General features: G+C 68.2%; 19 protein-coding genes. 14 read left to right on the forward strand and 5 right to left on the reverse strand.

Going from position 1 to position 17,506, the window contains the following annotated elements; genetic code table 11:
• Positions 1–28 precede the first annotated feature (28 nt).
• From ACN261_RS08515 to ACN261_RS08525, 3 genes are read left to right on the forward strand one after another with little or no spacing between them, the layout of a single operon-like run.
• The gene (locus ACN261_RS08515) at positions 29–760 is read left to right on the forward strand and encodes a sugar phosphate nucleotidyltransferase (protein WP_425849398.1); all 732 of its coding nucleotides are present in this window, start codon (positions 29–31) and stop codon (positions 758–760) included.
• Entirely contained in the window at positions 748–1,815 is a 1,068-nt protein-coding gene (locus ACN261_RS08520) for an iron-containing alcohol dehydrogenase family protein (protein WP_421411043.1), read from the forward strand. The genes ACN261_RS08515 and ACN261_RS08520 overlap by 13 nt, the downstream gene beginning before the upstream one ends.
• The gene (locus ACN261_RS08525; RefSeq protein WP_357896341.1) at positions 1,790–2,509 is read left to right on the forward strand and encodes a CDP-alcohol phosphatidyltransferase family protein; all 720 of its coding nucleotides are present in this window, start codon (positions 1,790–1,792) and stop codon (positions 2,507–2,509) included. Before ACN261_RS08520 ends, ACN261_RS08525 begins: the two co-directional genes overlap by 26 nt.
• Positions 2,510–2,523: 14 nt before the next feature.
• Here the strand turns inward: ACN261_RS08525 and ACN261_RS08530 are convergent, their stop codons facing one another.
• Complete coding sequence (locus ACN261_RS08530; RefSeq protein WP_425849401.1) at positions 2,524–3,861, reverse strand: tetratricopeptide repeat protein; 1,338 nt, start codon at positions 3,859–3,861, stop codon at positions 2,524–2,526.
• The gene (locus ACN261_RS08535) at positions 3,851–6,109 is read right to left on the reverse strand and encodes a CHAT domain-containing protein (protein ID WP_425849403.1); all 2,259 of its coding nucleotides are present in this window, start codon (positions 6,107–6,109) and stop codon (positions 3,851–3,853) included. Before ACN261_RS08535 ends, ACN261_RS08530 begins: the two co-directional genes overlap by 11 nt.
• A 397-nt stretch (positions 6,110–6,506) precedes the next feature.
• Between ACN261_RS08535 and ACN261_RS08540 the strand changes: the two genes are divergently transcribed.
• The 5 genes from ACN261_RS08540 to ACN261_RS08560 all read left to right on the forward strand — a co-directional run bounded on the left by ACN261_RS08540 (position 6,507) and on the right by ACN261_RS08560 (position 9,867).
• Positions 6,507–7,571 carry a tetratricopeptide repeat protein gene (locus ACN261_RS08540; RefSeq protein ID WP_425849406.1) on the forward strand — a complete coding sequence of 355 codons (1,065 nt, stop codon included), beginning with the start codon at positions 6,507–6,509 and terminating at the stop codon, positions 7,569–7,571.
• Between the two features lie 169 nt (positions 7,572–7,740).
• Complete coding sequence (locus ACN261_RS08545; protein WP_425849409.1) at positions 7,741–8,550, forward strand: pectate lyase; 810 nt, start codon at positions 7,741–7,743, stop codon at positions 8,548–8,550.
• 172 nt (positions 8,551–8,722) lie between these two features.
• Positions 8,723–9,121, forward strand: a complete 399-nt coding sequence (locus ACN261_RS08550) for a hypothetical protein (protein ID WP_425849411.1) — start codon at positions 8,723–8,725, stop codon at positions 9,119–9,121.
• A 26-nt stretch (positions 9,122–9,147) separates the two neighbouring features.
• Positions 9,148–9,450 (forward strand): type II toxin-antitoxin system PemK/MazF family toxin, encoded by a 303-nt coding sequence (locus ACN261_RS08555; protein WP_425853574.1) that lies wholly within the window; start codon positions 9,148–9,150, stop codon positions 9,448–9,450.
• A gap of 177 nt (positions 9,451–9,627) precedes the next feature.
• The gene (locus ACN261_RS08560) at positions 9,628–9,867 is read left to right on the forward strand and encodes an H-type lectin domain-containing protein (RefSeq protein ID WP_425853575.1); all 240 of its coding nucleotides are present in this window, start codon (positions 9,628–9,630) and stop codon (positions 9,865–9,867) included.
• A 276-nt stretch (positions 9,868–10,143) separates the two neighbouring features.
• On the opposite strand, the gene ACN261_RS08565 is transcribed toward ACN261_RS08560, so the two are convergent.
• A complete protein-coding gene (locus ACN261_RS08565) occupies positions 10,144–10,782 on the reverse strand; it encodes a hypothetical protein (RefSeq protein ID WP_425849413.1) in 639 nt (212 codons plus the stop codon).
• A gap of 399 nt (positions 10,783–11,181) precedes the next feature.
• Here ACN261_RS08565 and ACN261_RS08570 point away from each other — a divergent pair, with 399 nt between their 5' ends.
• Positions 11,182–11,688 carry a hypothetical protein gene (locus tag ACN261_RS08570; protein ID WP_425849416.1) on the forward strand — a complete coding sequence of 169 codons (507 nt, stop codon included), beginning with the start codon at positions 11,182–11,184 and terminating at the stop codon, positions 11,686–11,688.
• Between the two features lie 34 nt (positions 11,689–11,722).
• On the opposite strand, the gene ACN261_RS08575 is transcribed toward ACN261_RS08570, so the two are convergent.
• Together ACN261_RS08575 and ACN261_RS08580 are read right to left on the reverse strand one after the other, a co-directional pair.
• Complete coding sequence (locus tag ACN261_RS08575; protein WP_425849418.1) at positions 11,723–11,917, reverse strand: DUF397 domain-containing protein; 195 nt, start codon at positions 11,915–11,917, stop codon at positions 11,723–11,725.
• 8 nt (positions 11,918–11,925) lie between these two features.
• Positions 11,926–12,753, reverse strand: coding sequence for a helix-turn-helix domain-containing protein (locus tag ACN261_RS08580; protein ID WP_425849420.1), 828 nt, complete (start codon positions 12,751–12,753; stop codon positions 11,926–11,928).
• A gap of 244 nt (positions 12,754–12,997) precedes the next feature.
• Between ACN261_RS08580 and ACN261_RS08585 the strand changes: the two genes are divergently transcribed.
• From ACN261_RS08585 to ACN261_RS08605, 5 genes are read left to right on the forward strand one after another with little or no spacing between them, the layout of a single operon-like run.
• Positions 12,998–13,168 (forward strand): hypothetical protein, encoded by a 171-nt coding sequence (locus ACN261_RS08585; protein WP_425849422.1) that lies wholly within the window; start codon positions 12,998–13,000, stop codon positions 13,166–13,168.
• Positions 13,155–14,354, forward strand: coding sequence for a helix-turn-helix domain-containing protein (locus tag ACN261_RS08590; RefSeq protein WP_425849423.1), 1,200 nt, complete (start codon positions 13,155–13,157; stop codon positions 14,352–14,354). The genes ACN261_RS08585 and ACN261_RS08590 overlap by 14 nt, the downstream gene beginning before the upstream one ends.
• Positions 14,355–14,356: 2 nt before the next feature.
• Positions 14,357–14,710 (forward strand): hypothetical protein, encoded by a 354-nt coding sequence (locus ACN261_RS08595; RefSeq protein WP_425849426.1) that lies wholly within the window; start codon positions 14,357–14,359, stop codon positions 14,708–14,710.
• A 54-nt stretch (positions 14,711–14,764) separates the two neighbouring features.
• A complete protein-coding gene (locus tag ACN261_RS08600; RefSeq protein ID WP_425849429.1) occupies positions 14,765–16,285 on the forward strand; it encodes a type I restriction-modification system subunit M in 1,521 nt (506 codons plus the stop codon).
• Positions 16,282–17,481, forward strand: a complete 1,200-nt coding sequence (locus ACN261_RS08605) for a restriction endonuclease subunit S (protein WP_421484730.1) — start codon at positions 16,282–16,284, stop codon at positions 17,479–17,481. The genes ACN261_RS08600 and ACN261_RS08605 overlap by 4 nt, the downstream gene beginning before the upstream one ends.
• Positions 17,482–17,506: the final 25 nt, after the last annotated feature.

A 17,506-nucleotide genomic window follows, 5' to 3' on the forward strand; every position in this document is an offset into this window, starting at 1 on the left:
ACCTGGAGTCGTACGAGGGAGGCCCCGCATGATCGGGATGGTGCTCGCGGCCGGTGCGGGACGCCGACTGCGCCCGTACACCGACACCCTGCCCAAGGCGTTGGTGCCGGTGGACGGTGAGACCACCATCCTGGACATCGCGCTGCGCAACCTGGCCGAGGTGGGGCTCACCGAGATCGTGATCGTGGTCGGCTACGCCGCCGACGCGGTCGTGCAGCGGCAGGCGGCCCTTCAGGAGAAGTACGGCGTCACCCTCACCCTGGTGCACAACGACAAGGCCGAGGAGTGGAACAACGCGTACTCGCTGTGGCTGGCCCGGGAGCACTTCACCCGGGGCGTGCTGCTGGTCAACGGCGACACCGTGCACCCGGTGAGCGTGGAGAAGACCCTGCTGGCCGAGCGCGGGCCGGGCATCCTGCTGGCGGTCGACACCCTCAAGGCGCTGGCCGACGAGGAGATGAAGACCACCTTCGACGCCGCCGGCCAGCTCACCCGGATCACCAAGCTGATGGACCCGGGCGAGGCGTACGGCGAGTACATCGGCGCGACGCTGATCGAACCGCAGGTGGCCGGGGCGCTCGCCGACGCGCTGGAGGCGACCTGGCGGCGCGACCCGAACCTCTACTACGAGGACGGCTACCAGGAGTTCGCCAATCGGGGCGGCGAGGTGCGGGCCGCGCCGATCGGGGACGTCTCCTGGGTCGAGGTCGACAACCACGACGACCTGACCCGGGCGCGGGAGATCGCGTGCCGCTACTAGCCCGTACCATCCTGACCCCGCTGCACATCGACGTGCGGCGCGGCGCGGTCGCCGACCTCGCCACCATCCTCGCCGACGGGCGGATCTCCGCCGGGGGCGACGTGGCGGTGGTGGTCGGCCCCGGTCAGGGCGGGCAGATCGCCGACCTGCTCCGGCCGTCGCTGCGTTCGGCGGACGTGTTCACCGTGGCCGGCGGCACCCTCGACGCCGCCGACGAGCTGGGCGGCAAGCTCCGCGAACGCTCGTACGACGCGGTGGTCGGCATCGGCGGCGGCAAGACCATCGACGTGGCGAAGTACGCGGCCACCCGGCGCGGCCTGCCGATGGTGACCATGGCGACGAGCCTCGCCAACGACGGCATCGCCTCCCCGGTGGCCAGCCTGATCACCGGCGGCCTCAAGGGCTCCTACGGGGTGCACATCCCGATCGCGGTGATCGTCGACCTGGACTTCGTGGCCGCCGGCCCCGACCAGCACAACCGGGCCGGCATCGGCGACGTGGTCAGCAACATCAGCGCGCTCGCCGACTGGGAACTGGCCCGCCAGGTACGCGGCGAACCGGTCGACGGCCTCGCCGCGTCGCTGGCCCGGATGGGCGCGGAGGCGGTGCTCGCGCACACCGGCGACATGACCGACGACGCGTTCGTCACGGTGCTGGCCGAGGCGCTGATCTCCAGCGGCCTGGCGATGGCGGTGTGCGGCAGCAGCCGACCGGCAAGCGGCGGCTGCCACGAGATCATGCACGCCGTCGACGCCCTCTTCCCCGGCACCTCGTCGCACGGCGAGCTGGCCGGCCTCGGCGCGCTGTTCTGCACGTTCCTGCGCGGTGACGAGCGGCGCTTCGCCGAGATGGCGGCCTGCCTGGGCCGGCACCGGCTGCCCCGGCACCCCGCCGACGTGGGGCTGACCGACGACCAGTTCGTCGAGGCGGTGCAGTTCGCCCCGGCCACCCGCCCCGACCGGTACACCATCCTGGAGCACCTGGCCATGTCGGTTACCGAGACCCGGGAGCGGCTGGCAGACTACGCCGGTGCACTCCGCGACCACAGTGGCTGAACCCCGCCCCACCGTTGCCGACTTCCACCGGGTCAACCGGGGCGGCGGCCTGTTCAGCGAGTCGGTCAGCCAGTGGCTGGGTGCCGTCTTCGCCCTGGTCGCCCAGCGCCTCGGGCTGCGCCCGACCGCGCTGACCATCACCAACCTGGTGCTCGGCCTGGCCGCCTCGGTGACCGTGGTGGCGCTCGCCGACCGGGTCGCCGCCGGTGCCGTCCCGGCCTGGCTGGTCGGACTGGTCGCGCTGGTCGGCTGGCAGGTGGCGTACGCCCTGGACTGCGCCGACGGGCAACTCGCCCGGGTGACCGGTCAGGGCAGCGCGGCCGGTGCCCGGGTCGACGTGCTCTGCGACGTGGCCGCCCAGATCGCCCTGGTCGCCGCCCTGTCCGCCACCGCCGTGGCGCAGCGCCCCTCCACGCCGACCTGGCTGGTCGCCACCTTCGCCGGCACCTGGATGGTCAACCTGGTGACCTCGGTGATGCAGGCCGGCCCCAATGCCGCCAGCATGGTCACCTCCACCTCCCTGCCGGTACGCCTGGTGAAGCTGGTCCGCGACTACGGTGCGGTGATCTTCGTGGCGGGGCTGGTGCTGATGCTGGTGCCGGCGCTGGTGTTCTGGGTGGTCGTGGCGTTCACGGTGGTCAACGGCGGGTTCCTGCTGGCCAGCATCGCCTTCTCGGCCCGCGCGTCGCTGTAAGGGCCGGCACTGCGTCAAGCATCCGCAGGCGGTGCGGAATCCTGCTCTTGCGCGCGTTCTCGGCGGAGTTGTTCGAGGACGGCGGTGTCGTCTTCGAGGTCGGGGTGGTCGACCTGCCGGTCGAGGTCGACGACGTGTTCGAGTTCGCGGATCGCCTGGTCGAGGTCACCGACCGCCCGGTGGACCATCGCGATGTTGAACCGGGTGACCGCTTCGCCGGGCCGGTCACCGACCTCCCGCCGGATAGGGAGAGCCTGGTGGAAGTAGTCCAGGGCCCGCTGCCGATCCCCCAGGTTGTTGTACACGTGGCCGATGTTGTGGATGGTGGCGGCTTCGCCGGCCCGGTCGCCGACTTCCCGCTGGATGGGGAGGGCCTGGTGGTAGTGGTCCAAAGCCCGCTGCCGATCCCCCAGGCTGTCGTACACGCTGCCGATGTTGTTGAGGGTGATGGCTTCGCCGGCCCGGTCGCCGACCTCCCGCTGGATGGGGAGGGCCTGGTGGTAGTGGTCCAAGGCCCGCTGCCGATCCCCCAGGCTGTCGTACACGCCGCCGATGTTGTTGAGGGTGATGGCTTCGCCGGCCCGGTCGCCGACCTCCCGCCGGATGGGGAGGGCCTGGTGGTAGTGATCCAAGGCCCGCTGCCGATCCCCCAGGCTGTTGTACACGTGGCCGATGTTGTTGAGGGTGATGGCTTCGCCGGCCCGGTCGCCGACCTCCCGCCGGATGGGGAGGGCCTGGTGGTAGTGATCCAAGGCCCGCTGCCGATCCCCCAGGCTGTTGTACACGTGGCCGATGTTGTTGAGGGTGGCGGCTTCGCCGGCTCGGTCGCCGACTTCCCGCTGGATGGGGAGGGCTTGGTGGTAGTGGTCCAAGGCCCGCTGCCGATCCCCCAGGCTGTTGTACACGTGGCCGATGCTAGTGAGAGTGGCAGCTTCGCCGGCCCGGTCATCGACTCCCCGCGTGATGGGGAGGGCCTGGTGGTAGTGGTCCAAGGCCCGCTGCCGATCCCCCAGGCTGTCGTACACGCCGCCGATGTTGTGGATGGTGGCGGCTTCGCCGGCCCGGTCGCCGGCCTGCCGGTACATGGTCAGGGCCTGCTGATAGTCCTCCAGCGCCAGCCGGGGCCGACCGGTCGACGACCGAGCCCAGCCACGCTGGTAAAAGGAACCAGCGTGCGGGCCGAGGGTCAGGGTTGCGGTGGACATGGCCTCGACGGCGGCGAACCGCGAGGTACGCAGCCACACCCAGCACACCCGGTTACCGATCTTCCGGGCGATCTCCGGCTGCCGCCCGGCGACGGCGAGCCGGTGCACCTCGACCCAGCGGCCGAGGATTCGCGGGTCAGTGGCCATCGGCGGCGATGGAGTCGAGCACCCAGAGTTGGTAGAGGGACTGGGCGGCGTCGGCGCAGGCTTGCGTGTGTTCGTCGTCGGTGAGCAGGGGGCGGACGAGGGGGTGTAGGACGTTGGAGACGAAGTAGCGGGGTTCACGGGTGTCCGGGTCGGTGCCTTCTTCGAGCAGGCCGAGTTCGACGGCCCGGTGGAGGTGCCGGGCGGCGTCGGGGTGCGGGTGCAGGGCGTGGACGGTGGCGGCGGGGATCGGTAGTTCGACGACGTTGATCCGGGCGAGCATCCGGCGCAGTTCGAGGGGTTGGGAGTCGAGCAGGTTGTCGGCGAGGACCGTCTCCCGGCGGAACCGGTCGGTTTCGCCCTCGATGGCGGCGAGCAGGCCGTCGACGTCGAGGGCGGTGTCGCCGACGATCCGGTTGAGCCAGTCGAGCAGGCGGGGGTTGCCGGCTGCGGCCTCGATCGCCCGGATCCGGATGGTGGGGTTGATGATGGATTCGGGGCGCAGGTTGGTCAGGTTGGCGATCTTCTTGGTCTGCTCGACGGGGGTGAGGGTTTCCAGGGCTTCCACGGCGAGGGTGGTGCCGGCCGGGGTAGGGAAGCGGTAGCGACTGGTGATGACGACGCGGCTCGGGCTGCCGGTGTCGCGGATGGCGGCGAGCAGGGCGGGCAGGATCTCGGCCATCGCCGGGGCGACGACCCGGCTGCCGTCGTCGCGGGTGTCGAGGTTGCCGGTCTCGAAGTCGTCGAAGACGAACAGGCAGGGCGTCCCGCCGAGCGGCCCGTCGACGTCGAGCAGGTACCGCAGCCGAATCGGAAGCGGGAGCTGCTCGTTGTCGAGGAGTTTGGCGGCCTCGGTCCTCTGGTCAGGGTCGTCGAAGCGGACCTTGTCGATCAGTTCGCGGAACTTGATGGCGTCGACCCGGCCGTACCAGACGGCGCGCTGGTGGGTGGGCATGCGTTCCAGGAGCCGGGAGGCGAGGCTGCTCTTGCCGAGCCCGCCCATGCCGGCCAGCAGCAGGCCCTGCGCCGCGCCGGGGGTGTCGGCGGGCTGCCGCAGTACGCGCAGGCAGCGCTGGATGACCCGCCGCCGGCCGACGAACTCGGCACGGGAAGCGACCCGGGACAGTTGGGTCTGCGGGTCCAGGAACTGCTGGTCGGCGGCGCGCACCTGCAACCGCTTACGACCCCTGGTGTGCAGCGGGGTGACCAGGGGTGCCAGCGGCGACCGGTCGGCGTAGACCCGGAGCAGATGCCAGTAGCTGCTCTTCCTGTCATGGAAAAGGTGGCGGCGGGCCGCGATGATGGCCCGGTCCAACGACCCGCCGTCGGCCAGGGCCTGGTAGAGCGCGGCGGCGAAGTCGGTGGCGGCGACGTCCCCGACCGGCAGCGCCCAGCCCAGCACCGCAGGGGCACCAGCGGCGACCAGGCTCTCACTCATCGACGGGAACACCCCGCCTTCCGGGGCGTCAGCGGTCAGGCAGCCGGAGACGAACACCAGCCTCGGCCAGTGGCCCTGCATCGCCTCGGCGAGTTGGTCGGCCGTCGCCCTGGTGGGCGCACCGTACTCGTCCTCCAGCAGGAAGACCGGCTGCCCACCGGCGGTGGTGGCGTGCCCGCTCAGGTGCAGCACGTCGAAGTGGCCGGACCCGTAGTCGCGGCTGAGAAACCGTAGCCCCTCCAGGGTGCCGCTCTCCTCGACCACCAGATCGGTGCCGGTGCGTCGGGTCGCGGCCAGGATCGCCGCTTCCTCGGCCTCGAAGTTGAGCACCGGCTCGACACCCTCGGGCGAGGCCGCCATGAACAGCACCCGCAACGGCCGGTTGCCCGGCGCGACCGGGCCGGTCAACGCCGCGTGGGTGCCGACCGCACGGACCGGCAACAGCGGCGCCCGCCCGGCCACCGTCAGGAACCCGCCCTCCCAGGCCAGCAACTCCCACGGTAGGTGCCGCAGCCGCTGTTCGGCGCTGATCCGCAGCACCGCCCCGGCGGGACCGGCCAGCATCGGGGTCAGCCACCGCTCGTCGCCGTCGAGGAACTCCGCCAGCCGGGTTCCCAGCTCGGCCAGCCGGGTCGCGCCATGCAGCCCCTGCGCGGTGGCGTCGGTGCTGTAGTCGCGGCGTACCAGGGTGATCAGCTCGTCGACCGCGCCCCGGTCCAGGCTGCGGGTCCGGGGTGGCTGGCCGTCGGCGGACAGCCGCAGCTCGTAGTGGTTCGAGGTCTGCGCGAAGACCTCCAGGTCGAAGGTGCTCATCTGCCCATCCCCGTCGTGGTGGTCAGGTCAGTGCGGCCCGCAGCTCCGCTGGGCGGCTCGCGGTCTACGCCCTGGAAACCTCCACTGTGGCGTTTTCTGCTTCTGTCCTGATACGCCCGGTCGAGCCGGTCCGGGATCGCCCACCGCCGGGTGATCGACGGTGGACCTTGAGTGGCTACTGTACGTTTTCATCGCGTCCCGGAACCGCTGCGGAACCCGCCGCGGGTGACGGCTTTCCGACTCACGATCGTCTCCCTGCGGGGACAGAACATTCATGATCGGTGCACCGCCGAGCGCCGGGGCGCCACGGTCCGACGGCAAAGGGAGCATCAGGAGGAGCGGGGTGGGAGCGGGGACCGAGGATCGGGAAACATCACGACTTTGTCCCGTCCCCACTGTGGCGGCCACCATTGCCCGCTGGGTCGAGGTGCATCGGCTCTCGGTCGTCGGCCGGCAACCGGAGATCGCCCGGGACGTCGGTCGCCGGGTGTGTCGGATGTGGCTGCTCACCTCGCGGTTCGCCGCCGTCGAGGCCATGGCCACCGCGACCCTGACCCTCGGCCCGGACGCGGACGCTTTCTACGATCGAGGTTGGGCGCGAACGTCCACCGGTCGACCCTGGTCGGCGCTGGAGGACCACCAGCAGGCCCTGACGAGGTACCAGCAGGTCGGCGACCGGGGCGGCGAAGCCGCCACCCTCAACAACATCGGCAGGGTCTATAACCGGTTGGGGGATCGGCAGCGGGCCTCCGACCACTACTGCCGGGCCCTCCCGATTCAGCGGGAGGTCGGCGACCGGGCCAACGCAGCCGCCACCCTCAACGGCATCGGCCTCGTGTACGCAGGGTTGGGGGATTGGCCACGGGCCCTCGACCATTACCACCAGGCTCTCCCCATCACGCGGGAGGTCGGCGACCGGGCCGGCGAAGCCGCCACCCTCAACAACATCGGCAGCGTCTACGACGGGTTGGGGGACCGGCTACGGGCCCTCAATCACTACGACCGGGCGTTCCCTATCCTGCGGGAGGTCGGCGACCGGACCGGTGAAGCCGCCACCCTCAACAACATCGGTCTGGTGTACGACGGGCTGGGGGACCGATCACGGGCCCTCGCTCACTACCACCGGGCTCTCCCCATCCTGCGGGAGATCGGCGACCGGGCTGGTGAAGCCGCCACCCTCAACAACATCGGCGGTGTTCACACCAGGTCAGAAGATTGGCCGAGGGCTCTCGACCGCTACCACCAGGCCCTCTCCATCACGCGGGAGGTCGGCGACCGGGCCGGCGAAGCCGCGACCCGGTACAACATCGCGGGGATCCACCAGGCGGGTGGTGACCTCGATCAGGCGATCCGGGAGCTCGAACGCGTCGTCGACCTCGGCCGGCAGGTCGACCACCCCGACCTCGAAGCCGACACCGCCCTGCTCGAACAACTCCGCCAGCAACGCGCGAAAGGTCGATAGCGAGGCGCTTCGGTCCGCGGCCGGACGAACCCTTTCTATGCATCGACGCCTGTCGTATTGTTGCCCTTGTAGGCAAGCGCTTTCCCAATGCCTGCGACACCCGGCAGGCGCTCCTGCGGCGCGGACGCCTGTCCGCCACCACCCGTCCCTTGAGCAATTCGGAGGACACGTGAGCACACGTGACAACGGCGCGTCGCCGCGTCGCCGCCGGTGGCAGGTCGCCCTGCTGCCGTTCGCCACCGTCGGGCTGGTCGCCGCCGGCCTGGTCGTGACCCAGACCGGTGCCCAGGCCGCCACCTGGCCCACGGCCAAGAGCACCACCACCGTCACCAGCACCCAGTCGATCAGCGGCACCCGGGACTTCGGCCTGGTGCGTTACAAGGCCGGTGGCGCGATGGGCGACGGCGGCCAGAGCGAGAGCCAGAAGCCGATCTTCGAGCTGGCCGACGGCGCGACGATCAAGAACGTGATCATCGGTTCGCCGGCCGCCGACGGCATCCACTGCAAGGGCAGCTGCACACTGGTCAACGTCTGGTGGGAGGACGTCGGCGAGGACGCGGCCACCTTCAAGGGTGGCTCGTCGGCGAACTACACGGTCGACGGCGGGGGTGCCCGCTCCGCCTCCGACAAGGTGTTCCAACACAACGGCGGCGGCAAGCTGACCATCAAGAACTTCGACGTCAGCAACTTCGGCAAGCTGTACCGGTCGTGCGGCAACTGCTCGACCCAGTACAAGCGGACCGTCGTCATCCAGAACGTCACCGTGACCGCCCCCGGCAAGGTGCTCGCCGGCATCAACACCAACTACGGCGACACCGCGACGTTCTCGGGCATCACCATCTACGGCGACAGCAGCCGGAAGATCTCCATCTGCGACCGCTACACGGGCAACAGCTCCGGTGCCGAACCCGTCAAGACCGGCAGCGGACCCGACGGGACGTACTGCAAGTACACCTCGTCGAACATCGTCTACAAGTAGGGCGGCTTCCCGCACCTGCAAGTGGGGTCCGGCATCGAAGTTCGGCCATCGCCCAGGCGGGCCGCGCACGCACCCCGAATGGTGTGCGCGGCCCGTCGCCGTCGACAGCAGAGCAGGTCAGCGCCGCGCGGGAGGGTTTGACGGCCCGATCAGACCGCGCCATACTCGCTGTATGACACCTGTACGACAAGAGCTGCCGGCCGGCAGCAGCGGAAAGGCGCGGAAGCCAGCCAAGGACCCGATCAAACTGGGACGCGCCGCTGCGAGCGCTGCCAAGAAGCGTTCGGCACGTGGAAAGGGGCAGGGCGCGACGTCCGGCACCAAGGTTGCTCAGGTCCGCCTCCAACCGGACGAGGTGGTCAACCTGGAAATGGTGGTACGGCAACTGAACCTCGCCTCCACCTCCGAAGCCCTGCGGGAAGGGCTCCGCCTGCTGGTCCGCGAAGCGGCGGAAGATCAGGCCGCGGAGGAGATCCGCGCGTACTACAAGGGCGAGCAGGCTCCCCGCCCCGCAGGTGTGGCTCCCGCCACCGAGGCCGAACTCCAGGCGGCGGACGACGCCCAGTGGTAGGTGTCGACACCGCACTGCGGGGTGAGGTGTGGGTGTGCGCGATGCCGCAGCCGATCGGGCCACACCCTGTGCTCGTGCTGACCGTCAACCGCATCGCCTTGCCCTTGTCGTCCGTCACGGTCGCGCTGGTGACCGGCACCGCCGGGCCGCCGGCGACCCATGTTCCGGTCGGACGCGAAGCCGGCCTGACCAAATATGACCAGTCATACGTGAACTGCACCGACCTGCACACCGTCGACAAACCTCGGCTACGCCGACGACTCGGCCGGCTGGCACCCGCCGAGCTTCGTCGCATCGAAGAGTGCATACGGCAGATCCTCGGCCTTTAGCCGGGCGAAATGTGTGCTGACGGACCCCAGCGCTGGTTTCCTGAGGATGGAAGTCGACCGAGGGCAGGGGGACTCATGGCGACACGCCAAGCAACCGCAGAGCAGGCTACAGCCGTGTAGGTTTCGAAGGTCCTGGCGGGGCAGGTTGAGGGAGGTTCCGGCCAGCCGGACTGGAAGCTGCTCGATGGCAGTGGAACGAGAACTACCACGAGGCACGTCGAGTTCAGCGAGCATTTCACCACGACACCGACTGTCACCGCCTCGCTCGGCTCGCTGGACGTCAGCAACGGCCACGACCTGCGCGTAACAGTCACCGCCACGGAAATCTCCGAACACGGATTCAACCTCAACTTCATGACGTGGGCCGACAGTCAGATCTACAAGATCACCGCCTGTTGGACCGCGATGGGTTCGTAGCAACATCCATCAATATCAAGGGCGAAAGCCCGCGCTCGCGCCGACGACGTTCGACTTGCCGGACGCGTTTAGCCCATAGATCGCTGCCCGGGTCAACAGGCTCGGCCTCGACAGGCAGGAAGACAGTCGGCCCCGGCCTGCAGGGAGGCAGCCTGCCTGCCCCGGCCGTCCGAGGCGGCGGCCGGGACAGGTCGACCAGCTTGACGGGGAGGTCTGCCAGCAAGGTCGTATTCCTGTCAGGCATGAATATGACGGACAGGCATACCGCCTTGGGCTTCAGCCCTTCACTGTCGGACTCCAGATGATGCCGGTGACGGTCACCTCCGGATACTTGGCATCCAAGTCCGGTAGATAGTCGATGCGCATCAGCCCGCGCCGGTTCCCCCACTTTATGCAGGTGTACGTTCCCGCGCTGACCTGGCTCCAGTTGAGAGCCGACGCCCATGCGGTCTTGGTCTGGCAGGTGGCGAACGACCGGGCCTCGCCTGCTTGGAGCAGCGCAAGCTGGTTGGTGTTGCGTCCGACTATTCCCGTCCAGGTGAACTGGATGTCAACGCGGTTTCCGAATTCATCGTCCCAGTCCTCCAGTCCAAGCTGATAGTCGCTACCGACTGTCAGCGATACCGAGCCGCTACTGAAGGGTTCGACGCTGGAGGGGGCGAAAGGATCGGCTGCCGGATCGACGCTGCCAGCGGTAGGAGCCGCTGACGGGCCTGGTCCTGTCGCTGCGCCAGACGGTTGCGTCTCAGGCGTGGGCGGCTCCAGCGACTGATCGACGGAGATTGACGGGGCCGCTGACGGCGACGATGAAGGCGACGGGCTGGCGCTGGTCGGTCCCACCGCCCCGGGGGCAGTGGGGGGACTGCTGCGGGCCAACGCCCACGTCGTCATGATGGCCATCAGCAGAATCAGCAACAGGACGCTAATGATCGTCGCAGGTCGTGACCAGAACGCCACGAAAGGGCTGGGATACGCCGAGATCGGCCGGGCGACGAGTTCGATGGGAGGCCGCGGGCTCGTCGGGCTCGGCGGTAGCCCTGCGCCGGCTGGCGGCACGGGGTGACCGGGTTGGTACGGCCTCATCTGGCCTGGCGAGGATGGCGGTGAATCGGCCCCGCCAGTCCGACCTTCGGTGCGCGACTGGTCACTATCCGGATTGGACACCAGTCCATGATGGCGACGTTGTCAAACCACCAGGAGACCGCACGCGGTGTTCCATGGCTGGTGCTGTGTGAGTCAAGAGTCGGTGAAGGGTGCTTGTCGGTGGCGCGGACGAGCGACGTAGGGCACCCATTCAGGCGATGGCGTCTCGCGATGGCCGTGTCGATGCTGGCTGTGGTGTGCCTCGGCGGGGCTTTTGTTCTGCTGCGCGGTCAAGAGGGGCCGGCACGCGCAGAGGCTCAGCCGGCGTCCATGGACAACACCGAGGAAGGCCCTGCTCGCTGCCCGGACGCCTGGGACGAGCGCTCTTCGCCATCCGGCGGCAGGGCCGATCTGGTCCCGGCAGTGGCTACCGAGGTGCTTCTCTGCACGTATCGGCACGACAGCGCCATACCGCTACGGCTGGATGCCAGCCGGCGGATCACTGAGCGCGTCGATGACCTCTCCACGTACCTGAACGGTCTGCCCACCGATCCGCCTCAGGACGAGATGTGTCTGCTCGGTGGGACTGTCGAACACGCGATCGTCTTCGGCTACCCCCAACAGCGGGCCGTGTCGATCCGCCTGATCGACTGCAGCTGGAAGCGGGAAGGCGCGAGCAGATACGGCGGCGACCTCCGGAAGGTCACCGCGTACTGGGGTGTCAAATGGGACGAGTAACGCCCCGACGCTGCTCGAAGCCCGGCTGGCGGCCTTAGTTGCTCTTGAGGGAGTCGATGAAGGTGCGCCAGCCCCGGGCGTCGAAGGCCAGGGTGGGACCGCACTTGTCCTTGCTGTCCCGGACGGCCACCCCGTTGCTGAGGTCGGCCACCTCGACACACGCGCCGCCGTTGCCGTCGCTGCGGGTGGACTTGCGCCACACCGCACCGGTGAGGTCCGGGTTCGACATGTCAGCCTCTACTTCATCTCGCCTGCAATCCGCAGCATGAGCCTGCGGGACTCCACCGGCCCCAAGGCCGCAGCCCGGAGACGGTCCCAGTGCCGATTGTAGGCCCGGAGCGCTTCGGGGCTGTCGAGGTAATCCGCGTCCGTGAACGTCTCCAGGTAGACAACGTCGGAGGCAACCTCCTCCCCGAACCGGAGGAGGATGAAGCTGAACGAGGAAACGACATAGGTCTCGGCATCCAGCGGAAACACCTGGATCGTGACGTTCGAGCGGTCGGCGAGCGCGGCGAGATGGGACAGCTGATCCCGCATCGTCGCGCGGTCGCCGAGGTTCCGCCGGAGGGCGGACTCGCTGAGGATGAAGTTCAGTTCCGGCCCGTCCGGGCGGTCGATGACCTTCTGCCGTTCGAGACGTACCTCGACCTGCCGCTCCACGTCGTCCCGGTCGATGATCGCCCGGATGTACGGCTCGGTCTGGAGGATGCCGGGGATGACCTCGGACTGGTACCAGCGGATCTCCGCCGCGTCCGCCTCCAGGTCGAGGTACTGCCGGAACCAGTCCGGCACCACGTTGCGGTACCCGCTCCACCGTCCGCGCTGCCTGCCGGCGCGGGCGAGTTCCCGTAGCGGTTCCGCCTCCTCCGCCGACACGCCGTAGAAGTCGAGCAGCAGCTTCAGGTCCGTCAGCCGGATGCCGGACTGGCCCAGTTCCATCCGGCTGACCTTGCTCGATGCGGAGTCGATGACCTCCGCCGCCTCGTCCTGACTCTTGCCTGCCGCCTCGCGGGCTCGTCGGAGGGCGTTGCCGAGGCGACGTCGCTGGATCGTCGGGGTGACCATGCGGCGAGTATCCCGCCCTTCCCGCCCACGCTCTGGCGACACGCCGTGGGTTCCCAAATCAGTTGTCACCTCCTAGCATACTTTTTTAGGTTCCTAAATTAGGCAACCAGAAAGACTCTCGGGAGGTCCTCATGGCTCGGCATGCGAAGAACCCGACGCACTCTGGCCTGCTGGCGAGGCTCTGGCAGCCGTTCCGGCGGCCGCTGCTGACCCTGGCCGGGGAATACCGGGCGGGGTGTTGGTCATGACGGCACGGCGCGGGGCCGACCACGACGACCGGGGCGAGCAGATCCAGGCGGCGGAGCGCGAGGCGGCGCGGCAGCGGATCCTCGCCCAGGCCGAGGCGGAGCGGATACCGGCCGAGGAGACCACCCGGGCGGTCCCGGACCGGCGGTGGCGTCGTGGACAGCAGTGAGCTGCTGCCGGTCGGCCGGCGGGTGGCGTACTGGCGGGGGCGGCGGAAACTGTCGCAGCAGGTGTTCGCCGATCGGCTCGGCCGGTCGAAATCCTGGGTGGACAAGATCGAGCGGGGCGTCAGGTCGCTGGACAAGGTGTCGACGTTGCGGGACATTGCCGCCGTGCTGCGGATCGACACCGCCGTGCTGCTCGGCCGGGACGCCCGACCCGCCACGACGACCGCCCGGATCGAAGGGGTGGAGCGGATTCGGGCGGCCCTGTCGACGTACGAGATGGCGCTCGGGCGACCGGCGACCCGCCCGGCGGTGCCGGCCGGCCGGGTGGTGCGGGACGTCGGGCACGCCTGGATGCAGTTCCAGCACGCCAGGTACCCGCAGGTGGTCGACGTGCTGCCGGGTCTGCTGACCGGCGTGCAACGGGTCTCCGCCGACGATCACGAGTCGAACCGGCCGCTGCTGGTGGAGGTGTACCGGCTCACCGCGTCGCTGCTGGTGAAGCTCGGTGAGGTCGACCTGGGCTGGCTGGCCGCCGATCGGGCGATGGCCACCGGTGCCGGCGATCCGCTGCTGGTGGCCGCCGCCACGGTGCCGCTCAGCCAGGTGTTCCGCGCCTCGGGGCGGGCCCGGGCGGCGGTGTCGGCGGCGCTCGGCGGCGCGTACCGGATCGCCCTGCTCGGCCCCGACGACGGTGGCCCCGGCGAGTTGTCGTTGTGCGGGACGCTGCTGGTGCAGGCCGCGCTGGGGGCGGCCCGCCGGGGCGACGACCGCGCCGTCGCCGACCTCCTCGACGAGGCCGCCGGGATGGCCGCGCAGGTCGGCGAGGGCCACGACCACCACCGGACGGCGTTCGGGCCGACGGCGGTGGGCCTTGCCCGTACCGCCGCCGCCCTTGATCTGGGCCATGCCGGCGATGCGGTGGCCTGGCACGAGCAGACGACCCGGCGGGACGCCTGGCGGTGGTTGCCGCTGGAGCACCGGGCGGCGCACCTGGTCGACGCGGCCCGCGCCTACCTCCAGGCCGACGACCCGACCAACGCCAGCCGGGTGCTCGCCGACGCCGACCGGATGGCACCCGCCGAGGTACGCCACCGGCCCGCCGCCCGCGAGGTGCTCGCCCAGGTGGCCCGCACCCCGCACGCCCCGGCCACGATCGTCACGCTCGCCGCCGCCCTCGGGGTGACCTGACCATGACCGCGCCGCACCTGTCGTTGGCGCAGATCCGTAACCGGCTGGTCCTCACCGCCCGCGCGGTCCTCCGCGCCCACCGCGCCGACCCGGACGGCCGCTGCCAGGTCTGCCGGGTCGCGGACTGCCGGGTGTCGGCCGCCGCCCGCGACGTCATCCACACCGCCGCCGCTTTTCGCACGGCGGAAGAGCAGGCAGCGGACGAGATCCGGGCCTTCGACGACGGCGGGCAGGATCCCCGGCCCGCAGGCGTTGCCCCTGCTACCGAAGCGGAACTCAAGGCGGTTGATGACAACGCTCAGGCACCAAGCCCTACCTCTCAGCATGGTCGGCAAGCCCGCCCTGCCTGGCCGTGAGAGAGGGCTAACCTGTGGGACTAAGCCTGAAGCGACACCATGGGGACGAGGCACGTGATAACCGGTGAACTGAAGAGCAAGATCGATCGCGTCTGGGATGCCTTCTGGTCAGGCGGCATCTCCAACCCGCTGGAGGTGATCGAGCAGATCACCTACCTGCTCTTCATCAAGCGGCTGGACGAGATGGAGATGCGAGAGCTGAAGAAGGCAGAGCGCTTCCCGGACGCCCAGGTCACCCTGCGGTTCGGGCCGGACCAGCAGGAACTCCGATGGTCCCGGTTCAAGATCCTGGACACGGAGACGATGCTCAAGACCGTTACCCACAAGGTCTTCCCGTACCTCCGGGAGCTCGGCAGCGATGGGTCCACGTACTCGGATCACATGAGGGACGCCCGGTTCACCATCTCCAATCCGGTGCTGCTCGGCCGGGTGGTCGACATGCTCGACAACATTCCGATGGAGGACCGGGACACCAAAGGCGATCTCTACGAGTACATGCTCAGCAAGATCGCCACGGCAGGACACAACGGACAGTTCCGTACGTCCCGGCACATCATCCAGCTCATGGTCGAGATGACGGCCCCGACCCCGCAGGATAAGATTTGCGATCCGGCCTGTGGCACTGCTGGCTTCTTGGTCGAGGCAGGCGAGTACGTCCGGCGTGCCCATCCGGACGCGCTGCTCGATACGAAGCAGCGGGAGCACTTCCACGAGAGCATGTTCCACGGCTTTGACTTCGATGGCACGATGCTGCGGATCGGCAGCATGAACATGCTGCTGCACGGGGTGGAGAGCCCCGACATCCGCTACCGCGACTCGTTGGCCGAGAACGTCAGTGAAGAGGATCTTGAGAAGTACTCGCTGATCCTGGCCAACCCGCCGTTCGCCGGCAGCCTCGACTACGAGAGCACGTCCAAAGACCTCCAGCGGATCGTCAAGACCAAGAAGACCGAGCTGCTCTTCCTCGCCCTCTTTCTCCGGCTCCTCAAGCCCGGCGGGCGGGCGGCGGTGATCGTGCCGGACGGAGTGCTCTTCGGGCCGAGCAAGGCGCACAAGGAACTGCGTCGGATGCTGGTCGAGGACCAGAAGCTCGACGGTGTGGTCAAGCTGCCGAGCGGTACCTTCAAGCCCTACTCGGGAGTCTCCACCGCGATCCTGCTCTTCACCAAGACCAACAGCGGCGGGACTGACAACGTCTGGTTCTACGAGGTGACCGCCGACGGGTGGAGCCTGGACGACAAGCGGACTTCGCTGCTGCCTATCGAGAAGCTTGGGCCGGTGCCGGACGTGGCACTGGCTGAGGGCGAGCACACGAAGAACAACCTGCCGGACGCGCTGGCGCGGTGGTCCCGCCGGGACGGCGACGAGTTGCAGCGGGCACGGACCGACCAGAGCTTCTGTGTGCCCAAGGCCGACATCGTCGAGCAGGGCTACGACCTCAGCCTCAACCGTTACAAGGAGGTTGTGCACGAGGAGATTGAGCACCGGTTGCCTCTCGACATCTTGTCTGACCTAGAGAGGCTGGAATCCGAAATCCAGCAGGGCATGTCCGATCTGAAGGCGATGCTCGGATGAACCAGGGAAGGACTGCTCGCCTGGCTGACTTGGTCAAGTTCGTCGGTGGTGGAACCCCCACTCGGAACAACCCCGACTACTTCGGTGGTGACATTCCCTGGGTGACCCCGAAGGATATGAAATCCTGGGGCATCGAAAGGGCGCAGGTCAACATAACTGATGCCGGCCTGGCTGGAAGCGCTGCTCGCCTCGTTCCGGCTGGATCAGTGCTCGTCGTCGTCCGTTCTGGCGTGCTGAAGCACACCCTTCCTGTCGGCGTGAGCCGCGTCCCTGTCGCTATTAACCAGGACATGAAGGCCGTGCTCTGTGGTAGGGAGATCCATCCAGACTATCTCGCGCGGCTAATCAAGGCGAACTCTAGCCTCATTCTGAGTTGGGTCCGAGCCACCACGGCCGACAACTTTCCAGTTGAAAAGCTCAAGGAAATGAGAGTTTCGCTGCCCTCGGTTGAGGAGCAGCGGAGAATTGCGGAGATCCTGGATCGCGCGGACGAGCTGCGGTCCAAGCGCCGCGAAGCCCTAGCTCAACTCGACGAACTTGCTCGATCCATCTTCCTCGACACTTTCGGCGATCCGGTGCGAAACGAGCACAGTTGGCCCAGGGCTCCGATGGGTTCGCTTCTTTCCCGGATTCATAGCGGCCATAGTCCTCAATGCCTCAGTCGTCCAGCCAGTCAAAGTGAATGGGGCGTTCTTAAGCTTAGCGCTATAACCTCCTGCGAATTTCTTGCAAAGGAGAACAAGGCCCTCCCAGTGGGGGTTGCACCGAAATTAGAGCATGCGGTCAAGGTGGGTGACCTTCTCTTTTCGAGGAAAAATACAAGGGATCTGGTGGGAGCCTGCGCTCTGGTCAGAGAGACGCCATCCAACCTTCTTCTTCCAGATCTCATATTTAGGCTTGAGTTGAATCCCGATGCCGCGATCAACAAGGTGTTCCTTCAGCAGTTGCTTGTATATCCGTCCAAGCGGCGTCAGATCCAATTACTGGCCAGTGGTTCCGCAGGCTCTATGCCCAATATCTCCAAGGCAAGCTTGATGGTAGCGGAAGTTGAAGTTCCCCCTCTTGCACTGCAGCAGGAGTTCGCTCGCCAGATCGAGGCTATCGAGGAGTTGCGGGCAGCCCAGCGAGCAAGCCTGGCTGAGTTGGATGCGCTGTTCGCGTCGTTGCAGGATCGGGCTTTCCGGAGGTTGCTCTGATGTGAGACGCTCTAGGGCTGTCCAC

Source organism: Micromonospora sp. WMMD723 (assembly GCF_049863385.1).
Lineage (GTDB): Bacteria > Actinomycetota > Actinomycetes > Mycobacteriales > Micromonosporaceae > Micromonospora > Micromonospora wenchangensis.